Source organism: Streptococcus sp. 343_SSPC (assembly GCF_001072385.1).
Taxonomy (GTDB): Bacteria; Bacillota; Bacilli; order Lactobacillales; family Streptococcaceae; genus Streptococcus.
This window is the reverse complement of sequence record NZ_JVKU01000013.1, coordinates 1-26929: the sequence shown is the minus strand read 5'-3', so window position 1 is coordinate 26929 and position 26929 is coordinate 1. Positions and strand designations below refer to the sequence as shown.

The following is a 26929-nucleotide window of genomic DNA, read 5'->3' as shown; positions in this document are numbered from 1 at the left end:
ACATTTTTACCCTTGCGCTAGAAACAAGGACCGCAAGTAAGTCCAGTGGATGTTTTAGCCCTGCTTCAAGAAACAAGAAAAAGTAGGAAGTCGGGGGACGTTTTTAGCCCTGCTTCAAGAAACAAGAAAAAGCAGGAAGTCCGGGGGACGTTTTTAGCCCAACTTCTAAAAATATTGGAAGTGAAATAAGAAACCAAAGAAATAGCAGAGCGTGAGCCAGCAACAAGGCTTGATCGCTCTTTTCTTTTAGGAGAAAGAAATGAATCAAATTGAAGAATGGATGAATAGCCGAATTGGACTCAATTTTCGTTCAGGCTTGGGGCGGATGCAACAGGCTGTAAAGCTCTTAGGTGCCCCTCATGAAGCTGTTCCGATGATCCATGTGACGGGGACCAATGGGAAGGGCTCAACCATTGCGTTTATGCGCCAACTATTCCAACAACATGGTCTGAAAGTAGGTGCCTTTACTTCTCCGCATATCGTTAGTATGCATGATCGGATTTGTATCAATGGGCAACCGATTTCGGATCAGGACCTGATTCGCTTGGGTCAGAGCATTCAAGCGATGGAGTCTCAGCTTCTCGAGACCCACGACCAACTCTCTTACTTTGAGATCATCACCCTCTTGGCCTTTTTGTATTTCCATGAACAAAAAGTAGACCTGGCCTTGATCGAGGTTGGGATCGGAGGCCTCCTTGATACGACCAATGTCATCACAGGAGAGGTAGCAGTGATCACCTCAGTAGGGCTGGATCATCAGGAGACCTTGGGAGGAAGCCTAGAGGCCATTGCTAGGCAAAAAGCTGGGATTTTTAAAGCCGGGAAGCCGGCTGTTATCGGTCCACTGGCTAAAGAGGCTGAGCAAGTCTGCATAGAAAAGGCCCAAGCAATAGGCTGTCCGCTAGCTCGCTATGGAGAAGATTTCCAACTGGTGAAGGGCGTCTTTCAAGATGCGCAGCATCGGTTTGACTCACTGAAAATTGGGCTCAATGGAGCTTATCAGGAAGAGAATGCTGCGGTGGCTCTCGAAGCCTTTCTCCTCTTCATGGAGCAGAGAGGTCTGGCGGTCGATGAAAACGGTGTTCGGGAGGCTTTGCAAGCGACTAGCTGGCCGGGTCGTCTGGAAAACTTTAGCCAAGGCATCTATCTAGATGGCGCTCATAACCCCCATGCCATCCATCGCTTGGTCGAATATGCCCGCACTTTTTCAGATAAGCGCGTGAAGATCCTCTTTGGTGCTTTAAAACGCAAGGATTACCAGGGAATGTTGGAGATCTTTGCAAACGATTTGCCGGAGGCGGACTTGACGGTGACGACCTTTGCTTATGGGGAAGTGGTCCAAGAGGCGGATGGCTTAGGCTATCCTTATGTGGCGGATTTCAGAGATTATTTGCAAGATTTTTATAGCCGACAAGATGGTCAAGAGGTGCTCTTTGTCACTGGCTCTCTCTACTTTATTTCCGAAGTTCGCGCATATCTATTAGAGCAGGGAAAGAATCCTTTATAGGTAGCAACTCTCATCGGCCAGTCATAAAGATTGACCAAAAACAGGCTCTAACGTATACTAAAGGTGAGCCACAAATGAACGGGGAAGTCCGTTGAAAAGTTGGCGCGAAAGGAGACCATCCATGGCAAAGAAAGTAACTGCTTTATTAGCAACAGCTACAGTCCTCCTACTTGGAGCGTGTTCGAACCAGCAAACACCATCGCAAACGAACACGTCATCAAGTGCGACGACCACAACGGCAACTTCTTCTCAACAGACAACGACTAGTCCGCAGGTTAATCAAACAGGTCTGGACGGAACCTATATGGGAATGGATGAAAGCGATCAAGTGACGCTCGTCATCGCTGGTGATTCAGGTACTTGGACGGCTGTAGAGGCAGATGGAGAGCAAGAGCTGAAACAGGTCAAGCTAGATGCTGCCAACCAGATTCTCTTTATCGGAGATGATGGCTACCGCTATCAATTGGAGGGGCAACAACTGACCCTGAAAGAAGCGGATCAAGACTTGGGTGATCAGGATACGATTGTTCTGACAAAGCAATAAACTAGCAGAAGTGAGAGTGGGACAGAAATCGGTAATTCGTTAGCATTCGATTTCGTAGTCCCACCTCCGCACAGTTGAGTAGGGCTGTAAAAGCTGATGAAATCAGCGTAGTAGAGCCCACTCAACCACTGCGTCTTGCTCGACAATCCAAAGACAATTGAGAGGCTAGGACTTTTGTCCCAGCCTCTTTTTTCATTTTATCGGGTTTGCACTCCCTTCTTAGAACTGGTATACTAGTAGGGATTAGAAAAGAAGGAGAATGAGGGTGAGTTTTCGAAAGATTCGATTGTTAATGTCCAAATATGGGTTCAGTATCCTCTTTATGGGGTTTGAACTCTGGCTGTCCTTTGCGGCCTTCTTTTGGCTAAATGAATGGTTCCCAAATTGGATGTCTGTCACCATCATGATTCTCTTGTATATCTCGACCATTTTGGCGATCGTCAACCGAAATATGCCTCCAGAGAGCAAGGTGACCTGGCTTCTGATTGCCGTTATCCCCGTCTTTGGTTCCCTTCTTTACCTCATGTTTGGGGAGCGGCGCCTGTCCAAAAAAGAAATGGTCCAGTTGGAAAATATGGAGTCCATGAAGTTTCGTGAGGACAACAGCCACGAGCTTCGCCTCCAATTGAAAGAAGAGAGTAAGAGCGTCTATGGGATGGTCAAGTCTATTCTGTCCATGGACCACAACGCAGACCTCTACAACGGGACGGCTTCGACCTTTTTCCCACTAGGGGACCAGATGCTCCCACAACTATTAGAGGATTTGCGCTCAGCCAAGAAATTTATCTTTCTTGAATTCTATATCATCGAGGAAGGTTTGATGTGGAACAGCATCCTAGAGATCCTACTTGAGAAAGTCAAAGAAGGGGTCGAAGTGAAGCTGCTCTACGATGATATTGGCTGTATGGCGACCCTGAAGGGAAACTACACCAGACGCTTGCGCAAATTAGGCATTGATGCCCATAAGTTTAACAAGGTGGTGCCACGATTGACGGTGGCTTATAACAATCGAGACCACCGCAAGATCTTGGTCATTGATGGCCAGATTGGCTATACAGGTGGCGTTAACCTAGCGGATGAGTATATCAACCAGAGAGAACGCTTCGGTCATTGGAAGGATAGTGCAGTGCGCTTGGACGGCCGAGCCGTCAAGGCCTTGACGCGACTCTTTCTCATGAACTGGTACATCAACCAGGGAGAGATTGAAGATTTCGATAAATACCATATGGAAAACCAAGCGGTAGATGGAGAAGGCTTCTATATCCCCTTTGGGAGTGGACCGAAACCCATCTACAAGTCCCAGGTTGGTAAGTCTGTGTATCAGAATATCATCAATCAGGCAACAGACTATGTCTACATTACGACCCCTTATTTAATCATTGATTATGATTTGACGGAAGATATTCGAAATGCGGCTCTCCGTGGTGTCGATGTACGCATCGTGACCCCTTTCATTCCGGATAAAAAATTGATCCAAATCGTTACACGAGGGGCTTATCCAGACCTGATGGAAGCAGGGGTGAAAATCTATGAATACACCCCAGGCTTTATCCATAGCAAGCAAGTATTGGCCGACGATGAAGTCGCAGTAGTCGGGACCATTAACTTTGACTATCGGAGCCTAGTTCATCACTATGAGAATGCTGTCTGGATGTATCGAAGCCCAGAATTGACCAAGATCCGAGCGGATTTTGAAGAGATATTCTTCGTATCTCAGCAGATCCAGTTGGACACTTTCCGGATCATCTGGTACCAGCATTTGATCAAAGAAATTATGCAGTTATTTGCGCCCATGCTATAGGTGCTTAGACCCCTCCATAATAGAAGGGGTCTTTTTTATTACGAAGGAGAGACAAAATATTACAATTTCCTTACATAGGCTTGTCTAAGAATGTTCAAGGGGTCTATTTTTGGTATAATGAACATAATCTATAAAAAATAAGGAGAACTTATGAAAAAGCTCGTAAAATATGGTGTCTTACCAGCCTGCTTGTTGTTGTTGGCAGCTTGTTCGTCAAAACCAGCTACTGAGAAAAAACCAGCCAAAGAGGACAAGGTAGAACAATCTAGCGAATCAAAAGAAGAAAAAACAAAAAAACAAATTGAGAAAGATGGAGATATCATTCTTCGTGCCATCTTCACTGACCATTCTTCTGGTTTCACAACTTTGATGGGAACATCGGTTGATAAGTGGAAAAAACAAATTACTGAAAAATTTGTTGATGAAAATGCATCAAAATATTTACCAGCAGAAAACTACACACTTGAATTGACAACTGAAACATTCACTCCAGAAAAAATCTTGGAATTGTTTGACCAAGCTCGTTTCAAAGTGTTAGCAACGATTGGTGATGACTATGAAATCACTAAGGTTGAAGACGAAGGAGATACTGCGACAGTTACCTTCAAATCTCGTGCAATTGCAACACGTGACTTGGCTAACTTGATCAACCGCGCAAAATCTAGTCTGTTTGAAAACGGAATTGAAGATGTTAAAAAATTAGAAGACAACACAGATCCAGATTTAGAAAAACGCTTGTCTCTATTGAACAACTTCTTGTTCTACTATGCATTTGACCGTTTGAATGAAGACTTTGGTTACATCGAACCACGCGAGTACACTTTGGAATTGACTAAAACCAAAGAAGGACGTTACATCCTTAGCGATGAAAGCTTCCTTGAATTGCGTAAGGAAATCTTTGTAAACGAATATTCTGCTGATGGAGCTGAAACTCGTAAAGGAAGCAATTCCTCGCAGAGTGACTCAACTAGCAAGGATTCAGATACAAGTTCAACCTCAAAAGACAAAGTATAAATCCATAAAAAAGGTGAGTTTCCTCACCTTCAGATTGAAGATAAAGTCTTCCGAAAAACTTTCCTTAGGTGAGTGCGGACGTCAGCGAACTTCGAAGAAGTTACATGACTTAGTTTTGAGCCCCCTCGCTCTTTAATTTCTGGGCTCGGGCTAAAACAGTTTCCCAAACTGTTTTACTCTCAAAACTCCCGAGTGCCTGAAACTATTGTGTTTCAGGCACTTTTCTCACAGCGGAAAGTTTTTAATCTTCTTAAATGGCAAAATAAATCATTTTTGAAGAGTAACTAGCTGTTTTATGTAAAATAATAGTTTATCTACATTCAAAAAGGTGAGTTTCCTCACCTTTTTTATTTACTCATTTCTTTGTCCCATATTGCTGTACAGAGAGCTCAGAATAGTATAAAATTAATAGTGGAGAATTGGGCCTAGATTCCGATTTTTAGGATGATTTTATGTTATAATATTTAAGAAAATGGTATGGGGGATAAAATGAATCAAAGCAGAAAAAACAAACGCTCAACTAGAACTAGCAGTTGGGATCAGCTACGGATTGTCAATAGCGGTCTCTGGGTCTTAACGCTACTTGTGGCTGGGCTCTTTCTTTATAATGTCTTTAGCTACAATATCCTAGCCTTTCGCTATTTGAATATCCTTGTGACGGCCTTGCTGGTTGGCGGACTTTTTTTAACCTTGGGTTTGATCCTTGCAGGCAAGGCTAAAAAGACGACGCTATTTTTATTGGTCCTAGGCTTGCTAGGAACCTCTGTGGGAACCTATGTTACCCAACAGTTGGTCGATGTCGCTGGAAATGTGAACAGAAATGCCAATTATACGGAGTTTGAGATGGCTGTCTATGTTAAAGCAGATAGCCCAATCCAAGATATCAAAGAAATCAGCAGTGTGGCAGCGCCTACGGGGAATAATAATGCAGATGATCTGATGGCCCTAGTAGAGGAAGTGAAGAAAACGCGCCAGCATGACTTGACCATCGAAGATGTGGAATCTTATGCGGCAGCCTACCAGGCCCTACAAGAAGACAAGACGAAAGCCATCGTCCTGAATAGTACCTTTGAAGATACTGTAGCAAGTGTGGATGCTGACTACGCAAAAAAATTAAAGAAAATCTACTCTTACAAGATTCGTCGCCAAGTGGAAACCAAGGCAAAGGCAGATGCCAATGCGGATACCTTTAACATCTATGTCAGCGGGATTGACACTTACGGTCCAGTCACTTCGGTTTCTCGGTCTGATGTCAATATTATCATGACGGTCAATCGAAAGACCAAGCAAGTCTTGCTGACGACAACTCCGCGTGACGCCTATGTTCCAATCGCTGATGGCGGGAACAACCAAGGGGATAAGTTGACCCACGCTGGGATTTACGGAGTAGATGCGTCTATTCATACCTTAGAAAATCTGTACGACATCAAGATTGACTACTATGTCCGCTTGAACTTCACATCCTTCTTGAAGCTTGTCGACCTCGTCGGAGGGATTGATGTAGAAAATGATCAAGAGTTTACAAGTCTACACGGGAACTACCACTTCCCTGTAGGGAAAGTCCACTTGAATTCGGAACAGGCCCTTGGCTTTGTCCGTGAACGCTACTCTCTCGAAGGTGGAGACAACGATCGCGGGAAGAACCAAGAAAAAGTGATCGCAGCCATTATCCATAAATTAACATCGACCAAAGCATTGAGCAATTACAACGAAATCGTTTCTGGTTTACAAGATTCCTTGCAAACCAATATGCCCTTGCCAACCATTATGAATTTGGTCAATACACAGTTGGAGAATGGTGGAAGCTACAAGGTGACTTCACAAGCTGTCACTGGACAAGGACGAAATGACTTGCCTTCATATGCGATGCCAGGATCTGCTCTTTACATGATGGAGCTGAATGCTGATAGCGTGGCACAAGCCAAAGAAAAAATAAACCAAACCATGGAAGGAAAAAACAATGATTGATATTCATTCACACATTGTCTTTGATGTGGATGATGGACCAAAGACGATTGAGGATAGCAAGCTCCTCATCGAGGAAAGCTACCGTCAAGGGGTTCGTACCATCGTTTCGACATCTCATCGTCGAAAAGGGATGTTTGAAACCCCAGAAGAAAAGATCCATCAAAACTACTTGGCAGTAAAAGAGATGGTAGAGACCTATCTGCCTGAAATGAAACTGCATTTCGGAGCAGAAATCTACTATACGCGAGATATCCTAGAAAAGCTAGAAGCCGGGATTATTCCAACGCTTGCTGATACCAGTTTTGCCTTGATCGAGTTTAGTATGGCGACCCCCTACAAGGAGATTCACCAGGCCTTAAGTGCAGTTTTGCGCTTAGGAGTGACTCCGGTGGTTGCCCACATTGAACGCTACCACTGTTTGGAAAAAAATGAAAAACGGGTGCGGGAATTAATCCGAATGGGATGCTATACCCAGATCAATAGTTCGAGTGTCCTCAAGCCGAAGTTGTTTGGTGATCGCTATAAGTTCATGAAACATCGTGCCCAATATTTCTTGGACAAGGACTTGGTCCATTTTGTTGCCAGCGATATGCACAATGTTGATCAGCGCCCTCCATACATGGACCAGGCTTATCAGTTGATTGAAAAACGCTACGGCAGTGACCGGGCGCGTGCCCTTTTTGTTGAAAATCAGCAAACATTATTGGATGACGAATTGTTTTAATCATCAAGTTCCATCACGGAGATTGAAAAGGAGAAAGTGAATATGAAAAACCAAGAGAGCAAAGAGATCGAATTGGATGTGGTCTCCCTCTTTAAAACCTTATGGCGTCGTAAATTCTCAATTATCATTACGGCCTTGTTGTTTGCGATTGGAGCCCTAGGCTACAGCGCTTTTGTAGCGAAAAAGATCTACCAAAGTACCAGCCGTATCTACGTAGTCAGCCGTCAGAATCAAGAAAACAATGCCTTGACCAACCAAGATCTTCAAGCGGGATCCTACTTGGTTAAAGACTATCGCGAGATCATCCTTTCTCAAAATGTCTTGAACCAAGCTATCGAAGAGTTGAAGTTGGAAATGACTCCAGCAGAGCTTGCTAAGAAAGTCTCAGTGGCAGTTCCAGCGGATACTCGGATTTTGTCCATCACAGCATCAGACCCAGATCCACAAGAAGCAGCTCGGATCGCGAATGGCTTGAAAGATGTAGCAGCCGAAAAAATTATTGCTGTGACCAAGGTATCGGACGTGACGACTTTGGATGAGGCTGTCGTACCGCAAAATCCTTCTTCACCAAATATCAAGCGAAATGTTGTCATTGGTTTTGTCCTTGGAGGCGTCGTGATTTCCATATTGGTGATCTTATCTGAGGTACTGGATGATCGAGTGAAGAAACCAGAAGATATCGAAGAAGTGATGGGCATCACACTATTAGGTGTGATCCCTAGTGTGAAGAAACTGTAAGAGGGAGAATTCATGGCAACCTTAGAAATTGTAAAAAGCAAATTAGCAGCGATGACTCAGGCTGAAGAGTATTTTAATGCCTTGAGTACCAATATTCAGTTGAGTGGGACCAATATTAAGGTCGTTGCCATCTCATCTGTGCAACCAAACGAAGGAAAATCAACCATTTCTACGAATTTGGCGACAGCCTTTGCGCGTGCGGGCTATCGTACCTTGTTGATCGATGCGGATATCCGTAACTCGGTCATGACAGGTGTCTTCAAGAGCCAAGGTCGTGTCGCAGGATTGACAGAAGTACTTTCTGGGAAGAGTGAGATTTCGCAAGCAATTGCGACGACAGATTATCCAAAACTGGATGTGCTCCTGGCAGGGCAGGTTTCTCCAAATCCAACGGGTCTCTTGCAAAGTAAAAACTTCGAGGTCATCATTGAGGCGCTTCGCAATCACTATGACTATATCATTGTCGACACCCCACCAATTGGGATGGTGATTGATGCGGCGATTATTGCTCAACGCTGTGATGGTAGCTTGATTGTGACAGCAGCAGGAGCTGTTAGTCGCAAGGCTGTTCAAAAGGCCAAAGAGCAACTAGAGCAGACGGGGACACCATTCCTAGGAGTGGTCCTCAATAAGTTTGATATTCAATTAGAAAAATATGGTTCCTATGGTAATTACGGGAACTATGGCAATTATGGGAAAAAAAGATAAGGAATAGGATAGGGGTATTATGACAGAAGGAAGGGGATTTCACAAATTTGCTTTGGCCTTTGTTCAAAGCTTACCAGTCTTAGTTGTGGCTTATTTGTTTAGTTTTGTGACAGAGACAGAAATCCACTCTAATACAATTTTCTATCTGTATTTGTTGCATTACGTAGCCTTTTACGTCAGCGATTACAACCAAGATTATTTCAAGCGGGGGCATCTAGTCGATTTCTTACAAACCTTGAAATACAGCTTGTGTTTCGCGCTTGTCATCAGTTTTTCGAGCTTCTTTTTGGAGGAGAAGTTCTCCCTCTCCCGTCGGGGGATGATTTATTTTCTAGTGCTTCTTACTCTGGCTCTTTACTTGATGAACTACCTCATCAAACGCTACTGGAGACGCTTCTATTATAGTCTCAAAGGAAGTCACAAGATTCTCTTGATTACAGCGAATTCTCGTCTGGATAAAGTCCTGGATCGACTTCTTTCGTCCAATGATAGCGGTGGGGAAGTGGTTGCGGTGACAGTATTAGACCGCCCAGCCTTTCAACACCCAGCTGTTCGGGTTGTTCCCCAGGAGGACCTGTTGAGTTTTGCGACCTATGAAGTGGTAGATGAAGTCTTTCTCAATCTTCCAAGTGAAGAGTATGATATTGGGGAGTATGTCTCACAATTTGAGACCATGGGAATCGACGTTACCGTTAACCTCAATGCTTTTGATTTGAACTTTGCTGGCAACAAACGGATTCGCGAAGTGGCTGGACTCAATGTTGTTACCTTCTCGACCAACTTCTACAAACCTAGCCACGTGACCGCGAAACGCGTGATTGATATCTGTGGTTCCTTGGTAGGCTTGCTCCTCTGTGGCTTGGTAGCGATTGTATTGGTACCTTTGATTCGTAAGGACGGTGGTCCTGCTATTTTTGCCCAGAAGCGGGTCGGGAAAAATGGACGCTATTTCAAGTTTTATAAGTTCCGTTCTATGTATGTCGATGCAGAGGAGCGGAAAAAAGAATTGATGGATCAAAACACTATGACCGGTGGGATGTTCAAAATGGACAATGATCCTCGGATTACGCCAATTGGACGCTTTATCCGCAAGACCAGTCTGGATGAGCTACCCCAATTCTTTAATGTCCTAAAAGGAGATATGAGTCTGGTTGGAACCCGTCCGCCAACAGTGGATGAGTATGAGAAGTACACTCCGGAACAGAAACGCCGCTTGAGCTTCAAGCCTGGAATTACAGGGCTTTGGCAGGTGAGTGGACGCAGCGAAATTACGGACTTTGATGAAGTGGTTCGCTTAGATGTATCTTATATTGACGATTGGACCATTTGGTCAGATATAAAAATCTTGCTGAAAACGATCAAAGTTGTATTTAAACGAGATGGAGCGAAGTAGGAAATTCCTGCTTCGTCCTTTCCATGTAAGGAGAAAAATGAAACAGTCAGTTTATATCGTTGGTTCTAAAGGAATTCCAGCGAAATATGGTGGTTTTGAAACCTTTGTCGAAAAGCTGACAGAGTGCCAACAAGACCGTGAAATTCAGTACTATGTGGCTTGTATGCGGGAGAATTCTGCAAAATCTGGGATTACTGCAGATACTTTCGAGCATAATGGCGCAATCTGTTATAACATTGACGTCCCTAATATCGGTCCTGCGCGTGCTATTGCTTACGATATTGCGGCACTTAACAAGGCGATTGAGATCGCAAAGGAAAACAAGGACCAGGCACCAATCTTCTATGTCTTGGCTTGCCGGATTGGTCCCTTTATTTCTAGGATTAAAAAGAAAATCAAGGCTATCGGTGGGACTCTTATGGTCAATCCAGATGGTCATGAGTGGCTTCGTGCGAAGTGGAGTCTTCCAGTCCGCAAGTATTGGAAGTTTTCTGAGCAACTCATGGTCAAACACGCTGACCTTTTGATCTGTGATAGCAAGAATATCGAAGCCTATATCCAGAAGGATTACGCAAAGTATCAACCTAAGACCACCTATATCGCCTATGGAACCGATACAAACAAGTCGCTCCTGAGTAAAGAAGACGAGAAAGTACGGACTTGGTTTGCGGATAAGCAAGTCTCCGAAGGGAATTACTATCTTGTCGTAGGTCGCTTTGTCCCCGAGAACAACTATGAGGCCATGATTCGTGGCTTTATGGCATCAAACTCTGACAAGGACTTTGTTCTCATTACCAATGTGGAACAAAACAAGTTCTATGAACAGTTGCGTAAGGATACAGGATTTGATCAAGATCCTCGAGTGAAGTTTGTCGGGACAGTCTACGATCAAGAATTGCTCAAATACATTCGTGAGAATGCCTTCGCTTACTTCCATGGTCATGAGGTGGGTGGAACCAATCCGTCACTTCTAGAAGCGCTCGAGTCTACTAAACTCAACCTCTTGTTAGATGTTGGCTTTAACCGTGAAGTCGGTGAAGATGGAGCACTTTATTGGAAGAAAGATCAATTGGCACATGTCATTGATCAGGCTGAACAAATGGATGCTCAAGCAATCGAAGATCTCAATCAAAAATCAAGTCAACGGATTGCTGAAGCCTTTACTTGGGAAAAGATTGTCACTGACTACGAGAAAGTATTTAAAGGATAGAAATGCAGAAAATTTTATATCTTCACGCTGGTGCCGAAATGTATGGTGCTGACAAGGTTTTGTTGGAACTTATTAAGGGGTTGGATAAAAATGCCTTTGAGGCCCATGTCATCTTGCCCAACGATGGTGTCTTAGTGAGTGCATTGGAAAAGGTCGGTGCAAAGGTTAAAGTTATTGATTATCCAATCTTGCGCCGGAAATATTTTAATCCAAAAGGCATTCTTGAGTACTTTGGCTCCTATAACAGTTACTCTAAACAAATTGCAAAGTATGCTAAGGAGAATGGTATAACCCTCATTCACAATAATACGACTGCGGTGCTGGAGGGAATTTATCTCAAACGGAAGTTAAAACTTCCTTTGATTTGGCATGTGCACGAGATTATCGTCAAACCAAAAGCGATTTCTGACTTCATCAACTTTTTGATGGGGCGCTATGCGGATACGATTGTGACAGTTTCAAATGCCGTTGCTAATCATGTCAAACAGTCTCGCTATGTCAAGGATGACCAAGTTCAAGTTATTTATAATGGGGTCGACAATGCCGTCTATCATGAAATCGATGCTAGCACTGTCCGTGATCAATTTGGGATCGCACAGGATGCTTTGGTTATCGGTATGGTTGGTCGAGTGAATGCCTGGAAAGGGCAAGGGGACTTCCTAGAAGCTGTTACTCCAATCTTACAGACCAATCCAAAAGCAGTAGCTTTTTTAGCAGGTAGTGCATTTGAGGGAGAAGAGTGGCGCGTGGATGAGCTGGAAAAAGCTATTTCAGACTCACCAGTAGCTGGACAAATCAAGCGAATTGACTATTATAGCAAGACGACAGAACTCTATAATATGTTTGATATCTTTGTCTTGCCAAGTACCAATCCAGATCCATTACCAACAGTCGTCCTAGAAGCCATGGCTTGTGGCAAACCTATAGTAGGTTACCGTCATGGCGGTGTCTGTGAAATGGTCAAGGAAGGGGAAAATGGTCTTCTCGCCACACCAAATCAGCCTGCAGAATTATCTAAGGCTATTCAAGATTTAGCCGAGAACACTGAGAAGAGAGAGCAATTTGGCAAGGCATCAGTCAAACGTCAAAAAGAACTCTTCTCCTTACAAAGTTATATTCGGAATTTTTCGGAGTTGTATAGGAAATACTAAAAAATAAAATTGGTTGAAAAATAGAACTATTTCCTGTCTGCTTTAAAGAATTACCATTATTATTAAATGTTGTAAAGTCAGTAAAACAGATTATGAAAATACAGACTAAAATAAAAGTTCAGGTGAAAAATATATGAAACCACTTTTAACTGTCGTTATTCCAGTTTATAATGTCGAAAAGTATTTAAACCGTTGTCTTAAGAGTATTCTTGTTCAAGAATGGAAAAACTATGACATCATACTTGTTGATGATGGAAGTACTGATCGTTCTCCTCAAATTTGTAATGACTATGTTAAAGCGTATGACTTTATTTCAGTCATTCATAAAGAGAATGGTGGACTTTCTGAAGCTCGAAATACGGGTCTTTCTCAGGCTAAGGGAGAATATGTTTATTTTCCTGATTCAGATGATTGGCTTGAGCCAGATACCTTTATAGCCTTGGCAGAAGCGCTTGAATCTCAAAAATTTGATATTATTTCTTTTAATCGTGAGTTTGTCAAAGGTGAAGAAGATGTTATAGTTTCGGATTCAGTAGAGACTCAAGTCTTTGACGGGAAGGATGCTTTTGTGCAAATGCTGAAGCATAGTTATATTACTGGTTTTGCTAACGACAAAGTCTATCGGAAATCCTTATTCACTGATCATAACATTCAGTTTCCAATTGGTAAATACTATGAGGATCTTGGTACTAATTACAAGCTTTTTCTTTCAGCAAAGAGGGTTTATGCGACAAATCAGAAGTACTATCACTACTTAATCGATAACCCGGATTCCATTACACAGTCTTGGAATGAGAAGAAGTTTAGAGATATGTTTGGGTTCTACAAAGAAGTTTTTTATTCTACTTTTGTTCGTTCACAGTTGAATCAAGAAGAATTACAAATTTCACAGCTATATTATGTGAATGGCTTGACTCATATCTTGGCAAGTTTATATAAATCTAAATTAGATAAAAAATATATAGACATTACTAATGAAGTGAAACAAGAATTACTTAAGAATAATGTTTCTCTTTCTCAAATGAAAGACCAACCAAATAAGTTAAAATATATACTGTTTAGACTTAAAGTATTAAAACTAGCCTTCAGTATACAAAACATTTTCTGATATGATTTAGGAGTTTAATTTGAAATACTCTGTTATTATTCCAGTCTATAACGTTGAGAAATACATTGAGCGTTGTTTAAAAAGTGTTATTTCTCAGAATTATGATGACTTGGAGATTATAGTGGTAGATAATGGTTCTACAGATCGTAGTGGTAGTATTTGCGATATTTATGCTAATGAGTACGCAAATATCTCTGTCTATCATATTGAAAACCATGGTGTTGGTCCGGCACGTAATTTTGGCTTATCCAAAGCGAAAGGCGAGTTTATTTGTTTTGTGGATGCGGATGACTATCTTGTGGGAAATCTATTTTCAGATGTGGAAAGTCAATTAGATTCACAATTAGACTTATTGGTGTTTAGTTACTATAATTCGATTGAAAAGAATTTATCAGAAATAGATCGATCGGCAAAAATACTTCCTGCTGAAGGAAAAAAAGACAAGAGTGATTTTATTGCGCTTTTTCAAGAATTATGGTTAACAGACATGATGTATACTGTTTGGAATAAAATTTACCGTAGAGAATTTCTGGAGGAACATCAAATTGTTTTTGAATCCTATGAATTGGGAGAAGATGTTCGTTTCAATTTTAATGTTTATCAACATGTCAATTCAGTTCTCTTGGTGAAATCTTGTTATTATGTCTATATTTCAGGAAGAATAGATTCTGCGATGGGACAGTATCATCCTAATAGGATGAACTATCAATTGGAAGAACTAGGAAAAGTTGATCAGTTGATGACAAGTTGGAATATCCAAGATGATCAATTTATAGATCAAATAAAGGCGCGCATCCTGATGAGTAATATTCAGAACATATCAAAGCAAAAGATGTCTCTTTCTAAAAAACGACACTATGTTGAGGTCTTGTGTAGAAATCAAGAGATGTTTTCATTGATAAAAAAATCTACTTCTCCGCTTCACCCTCTAGTTAGACGGTTATTACATTTCAGAATGTATCTGACAGTAATTTTTTTAAAAAAACTGCAAACCTTGATAAAATAGGGAAATTCGCTATTTAGTTGTGAGAGGTTTTTATAGATACCGGTAATAAGACTATATGATCATGATTGAAAGGTTTGGATGACTGTTGTGATGAACAATCGTTTTATCTCAGAAAAAATTTATTTATTTACCTTGTTTATATGGGTTGTTGTCGCTTCGTTAGTCACAACCACTTATTTTGTTCGATTAGATGGTTTTCTATCGCTTTATCGTTTACTCCTTTACTTTACAATTATTATGCTGTTGATAAAGGAGTTGATGAACTTTCCGAAAACGCTATATTACTTTAGATTTCATTGGCAACAATTATTAATAGTAACGGCATTTTTTATTGCAATGTTTATAGTTGCAAAAAATCGCGATGGATTGTTAGATATAAATGTGTTGCTTCTTGTTTTTTCCGCTAGAGATATTGATTTTAGGAAATTATTAGGAACTTTTTCTGTGGCGACATTCCTGGTGCTTTGTTTGACAATTTATGCCAGTCAAAAAGGTATGATTACCAATATGTTTATGAATGCAGATGGTGGCTACCGTTTTAGTCTAGGATTTAACTATGTATCATTTGCATCACAGAGACTGTTCTTTGCCTTGTGTACTTATCTGATGTTTCGGGGTAAAAGAATTTCGTATCTTGAATTGTTGGCCTTACTCTTGGCTACGATTTATATGTACCAACAAACTTCGACATCTAGTCCATTTTACTTAAGTATTTTGATACTAACCTATGCCTTGTTGAGTATTAAAATCTTTAAAAAAGAGTTTATCATTGGAAATTTCTTGTCAAAGGCACTTGCGCAGTACGGTTTTATTGTAGCTTTAGCGGTTATCTTGTATTTTTGTTTTTATTCATCTGGCAATTTATTTCACTTAGTCGATCAATTTACGCATAATCGTTTGCGTCTCAGTGTGGATGGTTTCCGAAATTTTGGTGTATCTTGGTTAGGGCAACCAATTTCCTTTACAACTCTTGATATGTTTGGAAATTTCACTAGTAATTACAATTATATTGATAGCTCTTTTGTTCAATTATTGGTTATTGATGGCTTGATTGTCAGTGCCTTCATGTTGTTTGCTCTTACTAAAGTTATGAAATATTTCATATCCATTCAAAAAGATATCGTACTGGCTTGCCTAGGAATTATGATTATCCATGGAATGTTCGATCCTCAGATGTTGGTTCTTCGCTACTCTCCGTTAATTTTGTTCATCAGTCGATTGTTTATTATGAATCCAGATAATAAAATTGAATAAAAAGAGTTAAGTCCAGTTAAAAAGAAAGATTAAGACGAGTTACATCCTTATGAAAGTTCTTAAAAATTACGCCTATAATCTCTCCTACCAGTTGCTAGTGATTATTCTACCGATTATCACCACACCTTATGTGACACGGGTTTTTAGTTCAGATGACTTAGGGACTTACGGCTATTTCAACTCCATTGTCACCTACTTTATCCTTTTAGCGACCCTAGGAGTAGCCAATTATGGAACCAAGGAGATCTCAGGACACCGCAAGGACATCCAAAAGAATTTCTGGGGGATTTATACTCTCCAGTTAGGCGCGACCTTTGTCTCCATTTTACTCTATCTCTTGCTTTGCTTGGCGCTTCCTTCCATGCAAAATCCTGTTGCCTATATCTTGGGCCTTAGCTTAGTATCAAAAGGGCTCGATATTTCCTGGCTCTTTCAGGGCTTAGAGGACTTTCGCAAGATTACGATTCGGAACATCACGGTCAAACTGGTTGGAGTCATCTCCATCTTCTTGTTTGTTAAGTCTGCTAATGATCTTTATCTCTATGTATTCTTACTAACGATCTTTGAATTATTAGGTCAGCTCAGTATGTGGTTGCCCGCCCGTGAATTTATTGGGAAAGCCCATTTTGATATGGCTTATGCACGGGTGCATTTAAAACCGGTCATTTTGCTTTTTTTACCGCAGATTGCTATTTCCCTCTATGTCACCCTTGACCGGACCATGCTGGGGGCTCTCGCCTCTACAAAGGATGTGGGGATCTATGATCAGGCCTTGAAATTGGTCAATATTTTGCTGACCCTAGTGACCTCACTGGGAAGTGTCATGTTGCCTCGGGTATCGAGCCTCTTATCCTCAGGGGACCACAAGGCTGTCAACAAGATGCACCAAATGTCCTTTTTGATTTATAATTTGGTCATTTTCCCGATCATTGCCGGCATGCTGATTGTCAATGATGACTTTGTTCAGTTCTTCCTAGGAAAGGATTTCCAGGATGCGCGTTATGCCATAGCCATCATGATTTTTAGAATGTTCTTTATCGGCTGGACCAATATCATGGGGATTCAAATCCTCATCCCGCATGATAAAAACAAAGAATTTATGATTTCGACCACTGTTCCTGCCATTGTCAGTGTCGGGTTGAATTTGCTCTTCTTGCCTCACTTTGGTTTTATCGGTGCAGCCATTGTTTCGGTTTTAACAGAATCCTTGGTCTGGGGAATTCAATTGTACTATACCCGTCATTACCTCAAGGAAGTACCGATTCTTGGGGCTATGGCAAAAATTATTCTCGCTTCTGCTATAATGTATGGCTTGTTGCTAAGTGCAAAACCATTCTTGCATTTTTCACCTACTTTAAATGTTCTTGTGTATGCAGTGCTTGGTGGCCTCATTTACCTGCTTGTTATTCTAGTTCTGAAAGTGGTAGATGTGAAAGAGTTAAAACAAATAATAGGAAAACAATCGAAATGAAGAAAATACGGAATACAAACCTAGATTTGCTTAAAATTATGGCTTGTATAGGAGTTGTTCTACTCCATACCACAATGCCAGGATTTAAAGAAACTGGATCTTGGAATTACTTAACATACTTATATTACTTAGGTACCTATTCAATTCCGCTATTTTTTATGGTAAATGGCTATTTGTTATTGGGAAAAAATGGAATAAGCTATTCATACATCCTGCAAAAAATAAAATGGATTCTTGTAACCGTATCGATATGGACTTTAATCATTTGGATTTATAAGAGGGATTTTTCAGAAAACCCAATAAAAAAAGTTTTGGGTTCTTTGTTACAAAGAGGTTATTTTTTCCAGTTTTGGTTTTTTGGTGCTTTAATTCTTATTTACTTGTGTCTACCAATTTTGAAAAAATTTCTAAAATCAAAAAAACGGTATTTGTTGATTCTTTCTGTACTGGTAATTATCGGTTTGGTAGTTGAGCTGACAAATATTTTACTTCAAATGCCAGTTCAAGTTTATGTTATACAGACATTTAGATTATGGACCTGGTTTTTCTATTATATTTTAGGTGGATTTCTAGCACAATTTAGCTTGGATACTCTTAAAAAATGTTTTAGGAGTTGGATGAAAGAAATAACCGTAGTTTTACTATTTGCTTCACCATTAATCTTATTTATGCTAGCGAAGTATATTCACCATAATCTTTTTGCTGAATATTTTTATGATAGTATTTTTGTGAAAGTTATAAGTTTAGGGACTTTTTTGACGGTGCTGACGTTTGATTTAAATACAGATAAAAACAGATGGATAATCTATCTTTCTAATCAAACTATGGGTGTTTTCATTATACATACATATGTTATGAAAGTGTGGGAGAAATCAGTTGGATTTAGTTTTGCAGGAGCACATTTGCTTTTTCTCATCTTCACATTGAGTGTAAGTTTTATTGTGGTTGGAATATTAATGAAAATCCCTTATTTCAATCGAATCGTTAAATTATAAATTATTAATAGGAGACAACTATGTACGACTATCTGATCGTTGGTGCTGGTTTATCGGGGGCAATTTTTGCTCATGAGGCAACCAAGCGTGGCAAAAAAGTAAAAGTGATTGACAAGCGTAATCACTTTGGCGGAAATATTTACTGTGAAAATGTTGAAGGAATCAATGTTCACAAGTACGGTGCCCACATTTTCCATACTTCAAATAAAAAAGTCTGGGATTATGTCAATCAATTTGCTGAATTCAATAACTATATCAACTCGCCGGTGGCTAACTACAAGGGGAGCCTCTATAATCTTCCCTTCAACATGAATACCTTCTATGGCATGTGGGGAACAAAGACTCCTCAAGAAGTCAAGGACAAGATTGCGGAGCAAACGGCTGACATGAAAGATGTTGAGCCGAAAAACTTGGAAGAACAAGCCATCAAGTTGATTGGTCCAGATATCTACGAAAAATTGATCAAGGGCTATACAGAAAAACAATGGGGCCGCTCTGCAACAGACCTTCCACCATTTATCATCAAGCGCCTTCCAGTTCGTTTGACCTTTGATAATAACTACTTTAATGACCGTTACCAAGGAATTCCAATCGGTGGATACAACGTCATCATTGAAAACATGCTGGGCGATGTAGAAGTAGAGCTTGGGGTTGATTTCTTCGCCAATCGTGAAGAGCTTGAAGCTTCAGCTGATAAAGTTGTCTTTACAGGGATGATTGACCAGTACTTTGACTACAAACATGGGGAGTTGGAATATCGTAGCCTGCGTTTCGAACATGAAATCTTGGATGAGGAAAATCATCAAGGGAATGCCGTGGTCAACTATACCGAGCGTAAGATTCCTTACACTCGGATCATCGAGCACAAGCACTTCGAATACGGTACTCAACCGAAGACAGTTATCACCCGTGAGTATCCAGCTGATTGGAAACGTGGAGATGAACCCTACTACCCAATCAACGACGAAAAGAACAACGCTATGTTTGCCAAGTATCAAAAAGAAGCCGCTAAAAATGACAAGGTTATCTTCTGTGGACGCCTGGCAGACTATAAATACTACGACATGCACGTGGTTATAGAGCGTGCTTTGGAAGTCGTTGAGAAAGAATTTACTAAATGACACAAGAAAAAATTGATATCGTGGTTCTTTGGGTCGACGGAAGTGATCCTGAGTTTATCCGCGAGAAACAAGCCGTGACAGGTCAAATGTCAGAAATAGACCAAGAAATCGACGGAGAGCAACGTTATCGTGATTACGGCATTTTTAATTATTGGTTTCGAATGATTGAAAAGCACGCTCCTTGGGTCAATCATGTTTACTTAGTCACCAATGGACAAAAACCGGAATGGTTGAACTTGGAGCATCCAAAACTCAAGTTGGTCACTCATAAAGAATTTATGCCAAAAGAGTATCTACCTACTTATAATTCAGCGGCTATTGAACTTAATCTCCATCGGATTGAAGGCTTGTTGGAAAACTATCTCTATTTCAATGATGATATGTACTTGATTAGAGACAGTCAACCTTCCGATTTTTATAAGAATGGACAACCCAAGCTTTTAGCAGTATACGATGCTTTGGTTCCTTGGTCGCCGTTTACGAACACTTATCACAATAATGTTGAATTAATTTATCGTCATTTTCCTAATAAGAAGGCTTTAAAATCTTCACCTTGGAAATTCTTTAATTTCCGTTATGGGTCTTTGCTTTTGAAAAACTTGCTACTCCTGCCTTGGGGGCCGACTGGATACGTAAATCAGCATGTGCCTGTTCCAATGAAGAAGAGTACCTTGGCACATTTATGGGAAATTGAAGAAGAAACGCTAGATAAAACGTCACGAAATAAAATTAGAGACTACGGAGTAGATGTTAATCAATATATCTGTCAACATTGGCAAATTGAAAGTAATCAGTTTTACCCTATGTCAAAGAATTTTGGAGTGTCGATAGATTTAAATCAAGTAGATCGGTTAGAGAGTATCTTTAAAGACAAACATAAAAAACTGATTTGTGTGAATGATGATGTTGACATTAAAGAGGAGAATATCATTCGTTTTAAGGAAATCTTGAAAGAACGCTATCCTGAAAAATCAGCTTTTGAAAAATGAGAAATAAGAGATGAAATACTATTTAAAAGAAGAATTTTTACACGATAACAATGTAAAAAATGCGGGTAACAAGGCACGTAATGACGTTGAAGAAATTGTAAAGAGAGAGGGCTATCAAGCCTTGGTTCTTTCAGTTGACAATTGGTACGAGATGAGCACGGTTAAAGCACAGCTTCATAAATCAAAGGCTTTTGGTCAGGCTTTGGATCAATTGCAACAAGGAGATGAATTGCTTATTCAATTCCCAATGCTTCACCATAGCTTTTTTACGACACATCATGTCAAGAAAGCGCAGAAAAAAGGGGTAAAAGTTAATTTTATTATCCACGATTTAGAAGCTCTTCGTTATGTCAATGTTGAGAATTTCCCTTTAAAGCACAAGATTCGTATTCAGGTTCAAGAATCAGGTCTTCTTGGTGCAGCTGATGGCATTATTGCCCATAATCCTATTATGAAGTCAGTTTTGGTGGATAAAGGAGTGGTGGAAGATAAGATTGTCAGTCTTGGCATTTTTGACTATTTGATTCCAAATTTCCAAGAGAAGAGTGGCCAAACAAAAGACCAGCCGATGATTGTGGCAGGTAATTTGGCACAAGAAAAAGCTGGCTATCTATACTCACTTCCTGCTGAACCTGCATATAACCTTTATGGTGTTGGCTTTGATAAGACTAGAGCACTTGCAAATGAAACCTACTTTGGTTCCTTTCTACCAGATGAACTTCCTGCTGCTCTTGAGGGTGGTTTTGGATTAGTTTGGGATGGGGATAGTGCGGAAACCTGTAGTGGTGTTTTTGGCGAGTACCTTCGCTACAACAACTCTCACAAAGCGTCGCTTTATCTAGCATCGGGCTTCCCGCTTGTGGTGTGGAAGCAGTCGGCTTTGTCTCACTTTGTACTTGAGAAGGGTTGCGGGATTGCAGTAGAGTCTCTTCATGACTTGAAGGCAACCATTGAAAATCTTTCAGATGAGGCTTACAGAACCTTGGTTGAAAATGCCAAGCGTGTTGGCCAAGAAATCCGAGATGGTCACTACTTAAAGACAGCCTTAAAGCATTTAGCATAAGATCAAAAGAAGTCAGAAGGACTTCTTTTTTTAGTTTTTAAAAAATATCACTAATTTTAAAAATTGCCTTATAAAACTTTTCATCGCTGAAACCGTGTGGTAAAATGATTTACGTATAAAATTTGTATAAAGGGAAGTTTATATGAAAAAGAAAGATCTTATTTTTTATGCCGGAGCGGCAGTCTTGATGGCTGTATCTGCTCAGGGAGTCAGTGCAGATGAGCTGGTTTTAAATGAGGCCGCTACTACTGAAGGCAACCAAGTCCAAGCTGAAAAAGCGCCAGAAGTAGCCGTTTCTGAAAAGTCGGTAGCACCTGTCGCAAGCAACTATGCAGCACCAGCAAATGTGACTGAGCAGCCTGTGTCACCTGCGAGCAAGGTCGCGGCTTCAGAAAGTGGGACCCCATCTGTGGAGAAGGCCACAGAAGTAGCGCCTACTGAGAGGACAGAAGAAACTCCTCTTCAGTCTGATGCAGGAAGCACCACCTTTTTCAATACGGGTTCAAACGCTCCAGCTAGTCGCTCTACGGATGTAGCAGTTCAGCCAAAATCATTCGTTGATGTGAGTAGCCACAACGGAGAGATTAGTATTGGTGACTACCGTACCTTAGCTAATAAGGGCGTGGGCGGTGTCGTTGTCAAATTGACAGAAGACACTTGGTACAAGAACCCGAATGCGGAGAACCAAATTCGCAATGCACAAGCTGCGGGTCTGCAAGTATCGACCTACCACTTCTCTCGCTATACTTCTGAAGAAGTAGCGCGTGCAGAGGCACAATTCTATATTGCGGCTGCGCAACGGTTGAATCTTCCAAAGAACACCCTCATGGTCAATGACTTTGAGGATGCTAAGATGCAGCCAAACATTAACCGTAACACCCAAGCTTGGGCGGACGAAATGCGTAAAAATGGCTACACCAACTTAATGTTCTACACCAGTGCTAGCTGGTTGGATGAAAACAACCTTCGCAAGAAAGGTCCTGTCAACACCGCTCAATTTGGACTTCAGAATTTCTGGGTTGCCCAATACCCTTCTCCAAAATTGTCTGTAAACGATGCGAAAAGCTTGCGTTACAATGGGAAAGCTGGTGCGTGGCAGTTCACTTCTCAAGCGGAATTGCTTCCAGGAAAACACCTCTTTGACCACAGTGTGGACTATACCGGTCGCTTTACAGCGAACGCAAAACTTGCAGCAGACCCGACAGAAGGCAGCTTAAGTGGGAAGATTGACATTGTCAATAACGATTCTATGACGGGCCGCTTTGATGTTGTCATCTCAAATGTTAAGGCACCAAATGGAGTTCGAACCGTTTCTGTCCCAATCTGGTCAGAAACAGGCGGTCAAGATGACCTTGTTTGGTATACAGCTAACCGTCAAGCAAATGGGACCTATACCGTCAATGTAAAAGCAGCGGCCCATAAAAACTCAACCGGTCTTTACAATGTTCACCTTTACTATGTTCAGAATAATGGACAAATGACGGGTGTGGGTGGAACAACGACAAACGTTTATATTGGGAAACGACCAGAGGATTTAAAACCAAGCGGCACTGTAACGATTGAAAATAACAATACAGAGACAGGTACCTTTGATGCAGTTATTCGCAATGTAGTAGCTCCAAATGGATTGAAGGAAGTCTTGATCCCAACCTGGTCGGACAAGAACTGGCAAGACGATCTAGTATGGCATAAAGCAGTCCGTCAAAGTGACGGCAGCTACCGTGCAACTATCAAAGCCTCAGATCATAAAAATGAAGATGGTAAATACAATGTCCATGTTTATTATGTAGATCAAGCTGACAAACGAAACTACATCACAGAGACCAAGACAGAAGTGCACCACGTAAAACCAAGTGGAACTGTAACGATTGAAAATAACAATACAGAGACAGGCACCTTTGATGCAGTTATTCGCAATGTTGTTGCACCAAATGGCTTGAAAGAAGTCTTGGTTCCAACCTGGTCGGACAAGAACTGGCAAGACGATCTAGTATGGCACAAAGCGGTCCGTCAAAGTGATGGCAGTTATCGTGCAACGATCAAAGCGAGTGATCATAAGAATGAAGATGGTAAGTACAACGTCCATGTCTACTTTGTTGATCAAAATAACCAACGAAACTACATCACAGAAACCACAACATACATTGCAAAGACTACGACAGAAGTGCACCACGTAAAACCAAGTGGCACGTTAACGATTGAAAATAATAATGTTGAGATGGGTACCTTTGATGCAGTTATTCGTAATGTAGTAGCCCCGAATGGATTAAAAGAAGTCTTGGTTCCAACCTGGTCAGACAAGAACTGGCAAGACGATCTAGTATGGCATAAGGCAGTCCGTCAAAGTGACGGCAGCTACCGAGCTACCATCAAAGCCTCAGATCACAAAAATGAAGATGGTAAGTACCATGTCCATGTCTATTATGTAGATCAAATGGACAAACGAAACTACATTACAGAAACCGCTACAGAAGTACATCACGTAAAACCAAGCGGCACGTTAACGATTGAGAATAACAATACTATAACAGGCACCTTTGATGCAGTTATTCGCAATGTAGTAGCTCCAAATGGATTAAAAGAAGTCTTGATCCCAACCTGGTCAGACAAGAACTGGCAAGATGATCTAGTATGGTACAAAGCAGTCCGTCAAAGTGACGGTAGCTACCGTGCAACCATCAAAGCCTCAGATCATAAAAATGAAGATGGTAAATACAATGTCCATGTTTATTATGTAGATCAAAATAACCTACGAAACTATATTACAGAAACCACGACAGAAGTGCGTCAAGCCCGTCTTTCTGGTACTCTCTTAATCCAAAATAATAACAAGGATACAGGTACCTTTGACGTCATTATCAAGGATGTTTACAGCCCTAAAGGTGTTCGGACTGTGCAAGTCCCAACTTGGTCTGATAAGGATGGCCAAGACGACATCCGCTGGTATGAGGCGGCTCGCCAATCAAATGGAGACTACAAGGTATCGGTCAAAGCGAGCGATCACAAGAACTCTACTGGTAAGTACCATGTTCACCTTTACTATATTCAAAACGATGGCTCTCGTGTGGGTGCTGGTACAACGACTACAGAAGTGGAGTTCCGAAATGCCCAGACCAAGACGCAAGCTTCTATCAAGAATGTTAATACAACGAACGGAACCTATACGGTAGCTGTAGATCAAGCACCTCAGGGACGTCAGATTAAGAATATTCGTGTTGCAGCTTGGTCTAAAGCTCATCAAGAAAATCTTTACTGGTATTCCGCAACACCGACAGGTATGCACACAGAGATCACTGTCTCTGCCAATAATCACGGTAATGAAGCGGGCAACTATACCACTCACGTCTATGTAGACTACAAAGATGGGGGAGTTGAAGGTTTTAACCTCGGTCAGACAGCCTTGTCTCCACGAAATCAAAAGGTAAATCCACAAACAACCTATTATTCTCAACGGGACCCTCGTTGGGGAGCAAAATGGTATGGTGTGAGTAATATGGACCAATCAGGGTGTGTTCCAACCTCTTTAGCGATGGCATTTACGGATATTCTCGGAAGAGAAGTACTACCAACGACAGTAGCGGATTATCTGTATCACAACACCAATTCCTTTAATAAAATTGCTGTAGCTGGAACTGATGCAGATGGACTAGTGGCTGCTACTAAGCATTGGGGATTGACGAGCCAAATGCTTACAGGGAAAGATGCAATTGCAGCTACCTTAGTATCAGGAAAACACGTTCTTGCTGCAGTTGAGGAAAGCATCTTTATCAATGCTCCTTATACGCATGAAATTGTCTTGCAGGGCTACGATAATGGGAAAACTTATGTAAGAGATCCATTCAACCCTGCTAATAACGGTTGGCATTCTATTGATTACATCTTCTCGGTAAAAAGTACAGATCCAATTGATGCAAAATTAGGATCACCATTTTTCAGTGTTTTTGCTTAGCTATTTCTAAAAAAGTAAGTAAATTTTATTCAATGGCAATCAGGTATAATCCATTTTGTTTTGGAAAAACGAGTATTCTCATAGACGGAGATGCTCGTTTTTAATTTAAAAATATAGGGACTTACTGAATCAACCGAGAACTTTTTTTTCTACTTCAACTTATACTTTTTATAGAGGTTCCTTGATCCGGTGGTTTGTGCTATAATACTACTACGTGGGTACAATCCGTAAAAAAATTGTAAGGGAAGATACATGAAAAAGAAAGATCTTATTTTTTATGCTGGGACAGCCGTTTTGTTAGCTTTTTCGACACAACAAGTCAAAGCTGATGAGCAACATTCGTCCAATCAAACACCAGAAAATACATCAGCTGTCGTTGCAAATACAACAACTTCATCAGAAGCACAGAATACTGTGAACGAAGGAGTGGGAGTTAAGAAAGGTGTTCAGACAGAAAATACCGTTGCAACAGCGATAGCACCTGTCACACAGACTGTTAGTGACAATCAGTCATCTGAGCAGGTCACTGACGAGAAGGGTTCATTAGAGCAACCAGCACCTACTGTGGTAGCTAGTCGCGCCCCATACGGCGCACGCGCACGAGTGGTAGATGCAGAAAATAATAGTTTACCGATAGATGAAGTACAGAAACCAAGTGGTACGCTAACAATTGAAAATAACAATACAGAGACAGGCATCTTTGATGCAGTTATTCGCAACGTAGTAGCCCCGAATGGATTAAAAGAAGTCTTGGTTCCAACATGGTCGGACAAGAACTGGCAGGATGATCTAGTATGGCACAAGGCAGTCCGTCAAAGTGATGGCAGCTACCGAGCTACTATCAAAGCCTCAGATCATAAAAATGAAGATGGTAAATACAATGTCCATGTTTATTATGTAGATCAAGCTGACAAACGAAACTACATCACAGAAACCACTACAGAAGTACACCACGTAAAACCAAGTGGCACGCTAACAATTGAAAATAATAATGTCGAGACGGGCACATTTGATGCAGTTATTCGCAATGTAGTAGCTCCAAATGGATTGAAAGAAGTCTTGATCCCAACTTGGTCAGACAAGAACTGGCAAGATGATCTTGTTTGGCACAAAGCGATTCGTCAAAGTGACGGCAGCTACCGTGCTACCATCAAAGCTTCAGATCATAAAAATGATGATGGCAAATACAATGTTCATGTCTACTATGTAGATCAA

General features: G+C 41.1%; 21 protein-coding genes. All 21 read left to right on the top strand.

What is annotated here, in order from left to right:
• Nucleotides 1-259 precede the first annotated feature (259 nt).
• Nucleotides 260-1507, top strand: a complete 1248-nt coding sequence (locus ADH27_RS03150; RefSeq protein ID WP_048715627.1) for a bifunctional folylpolyglutamate synthase/dihydrofolate synthase — start codon at nt 260-262, stop codon at nt 1505-1507.
• Between the two features lie 121 nt (nt 1508-1628).
• The gene (locus ADH27_RS03145; protein ID WP_048715625.1) at nt 1629-2051 is read left to right on the top strand and encodes an SP_0198 family lipoprotein; all 423 of its coding nucleotides are present in this window, start codon (nt 1629-1631) and stop codon (nt 2049-2051) included.
• A 265-nt stretch (nt 2052-2316) separates the two neighbouring features.
• On the top strand, nt 2317-3852 hold the full coding sequence (gene cls, locus ADH27_RS03140; protein WP_048715623.1) for a cardiolipin synthase: 1536 nt from the start codon (nt 2317-2319) through the stop codon (nt 3850-3852).
• Between the two features lie 150 nt (nt 3853-4002).
• Entirely contained in the window at nt 4003-4866 is an 864-nt protein-coding gene (locus tag ADH27_RS03135; protein WP_048715621.1) for a hypothetical protein, read from the top strand.
• A gap of 489 nt (nt 4867-5355) precedes the next feature.
• On the top strand, nt 5356-6834 hold the full coding sequence (locus ADH27_RS03130; RefSeq protein ID WP_048715654.1) for an LCP family protein: 1479 nt from the start codon (nt 5356-5358) through the stop codon (nt 6832-6834).
• Nucleotides 6827-7558, top strand: coding sequence for a capsular polysaccharide biosynthesis protein Cps4B (cps4B, locus tag ADH27_RS03125; protein WP_048715619.1), 732 nt, complete (start codon nt 6827-6829; stop codon nt 7556-7558). Before ADH27_RS03130 ends, cps4B begins: the two co-directional genes overlap by 8 nt.
• Nucleotides 7559-7600: 42 nt before the next feature.
• A complete protein-coding gene (locus ADH27_RS03120; protein ID WP_048715617.1) occupies nt 7601-8296 on the top strand; it encodes a Wzz/FepE/Etk N-terminal domain-containing protein in 696 nt (231 codons plus the stop codon).
• A 12-nt stretch (nt 8297-8308) separates the two neighbouring features.
• Nucleotides 8309-9004, top strand: coding sequence for a tyrosine-protein kinase (locus ADH27_RS03115; RefSeq protein WP_048715614.1), 696 nt, complete (start codon nt 8309-8311; stop codon nt 9002-9004).
• A gap of 19 nt (nt 9005-9023) precedes the next feature.
• The gene (locus ADH27_RS03110; RefSeq protein WP_048715612.1) at nt 9024-10397 is read left to right on the top strand and encodes a sugar transferase; all 1374 of its coding nucleotides are present in this window, start codon (nt 9024-9026) and stop codon (nt 10395-10397) included.
• 37 nt (nt 10398-10434) lie between these two features.
• The gene (gene cps2T / locus ADH27_RS03105) at nt 10435-11607 is read left to right on the top strand and encodes a beta 1-4 rhamnosyltransferase Cps2T (RefSeq protein ID WP_048715611.1); all 1173 of its coding nucleotides are present in this window, start codon (nt 10435-10437) and stop codon (nt 11605-11607) included.
• Between the two features lie 2 nt (nt 11608-11609).
• Nucleotides 11610-12758: a glycosyltransferase family 4 protein gene (locus ADH27_RS03100; protein ID WP_048715609.1), complete on the top strand. Its 1149-nt coding sequence runs from the start codon at nt 11610-11612 to the stop codon at nt 12756-12758.
• Nucleotides 12759-12891: 133 nt separating this feature from the next.
• Nucleotides 12892-13866: a glycosyltransferase gene (locus ADH27_RS03095; RefSeq protein WP_048715607.1), complete on the top strand. Its 975-nt coding sequence runs from the start codon at nt 12892-12894 to the stop codon at nt 13864-13866.
• Between the two features lie 19 nt (nt 13867-13885).
• Nucleotides 13886-14872 carry a glycosyltransferase family 2 protein gene (locus ADH27_RS03090; RefSeq protein WP_048715605.1) on the top strand — a complete coding sequence of 329 codons (987 nt, stop codon included), beginning with the start codon at nt 13886-13888 and terminating at the stop codon, nt 14870-14872.
• Nucleotides 14873-14950: 78 nt separating this feature from the next.
• A complete protein-coding gene (locus ADH27_RS03085; RefSeq protein ID WP_193389715.1) occupies nt 14951-16126 on the top strand; it encodes a polymerase in 1176 nt (391 codons plus the stop codon).
• Between the two features lie 49 nt (nt 16127-16175).
• The gene (locus tag ADH27_RS03080; RefSeq protein ID WP_048715603.1) at nt 16176-17597 is read left to right on the top strand and encodes a flippase; all 1422 of its coding nucleotides are present in this window, start codon (nt 16176-16178) and stop codon (nt 17595-17597) included.
• The gene (locus ADH27_RS03075; protein ID WP_048715601.1) at nt 17594-18592 is read left to right on the top strand and encodes an acyltransferase; all 999 of its coding nucleotides are present in this window, start codon (nt 17594-17596) and stop codon (nt 18590-18592) included. The genes ADH27_RS03080 and ADH27_RS03075 overlap by 4 nt, the downstream gene beginning before the upstream one ends.
• Before the next feature lie 20 nt (nt 18593-18612).
• Nucleotides 18613-19713, top strand: a complete 1101-nt coding sequence (gene glf / locus ADH27_RS03070; protein ID WP_048715599.1) for a UDP-galactopyranose mutase — start codon at nt 18613-18615, stop codon at nt 19711-19713.
• Nucleotides 19710-20702: a stealth family protein gene (locus ADH27_RS03065; protein ID WP_048715597.1), complete on the top strand. Its 993-nt coding sequence runs from the start codon at nt 19710-19712 to the stop codon at nt 20700-20702. Before glf ends, ADH27_RS03065 begins: the two co-directional genes overlap by 4 nt.
• 10 nt (nt 20703-20712) lie before the next feature.
• A complete protein-coding gene (locus tag ADH27_RS03060) occupies nt 20713-21765 on the top strand; it encodes a sugar transferase (protein WP_048715595.1) in 1053 nt (350 codons plus the stop codon).
• 142 nt (nt 21766-21907) lie between these two features.
• Nucleotides 21908-25714, top strand: a complete 3807-nt coding sequence (locus tag ADH27_RS03055; protein WP_065426892.1) for a GBS Bsp-like repeat-containing protein — start codon at nt 21908-21910, stop codon at nt 25712-25714.
• A 252-nt stretch (nt 25715-25966) separates the two neighbouring features.
• Nucleotides 25967-26929 (top strand): GBS Bsp-like repeat-containing protein (locus ADH27_RS03050; RefSeq protein WP_048715593.1); only part of this gene is annotated, 963 nt, incomplete at its 3' end.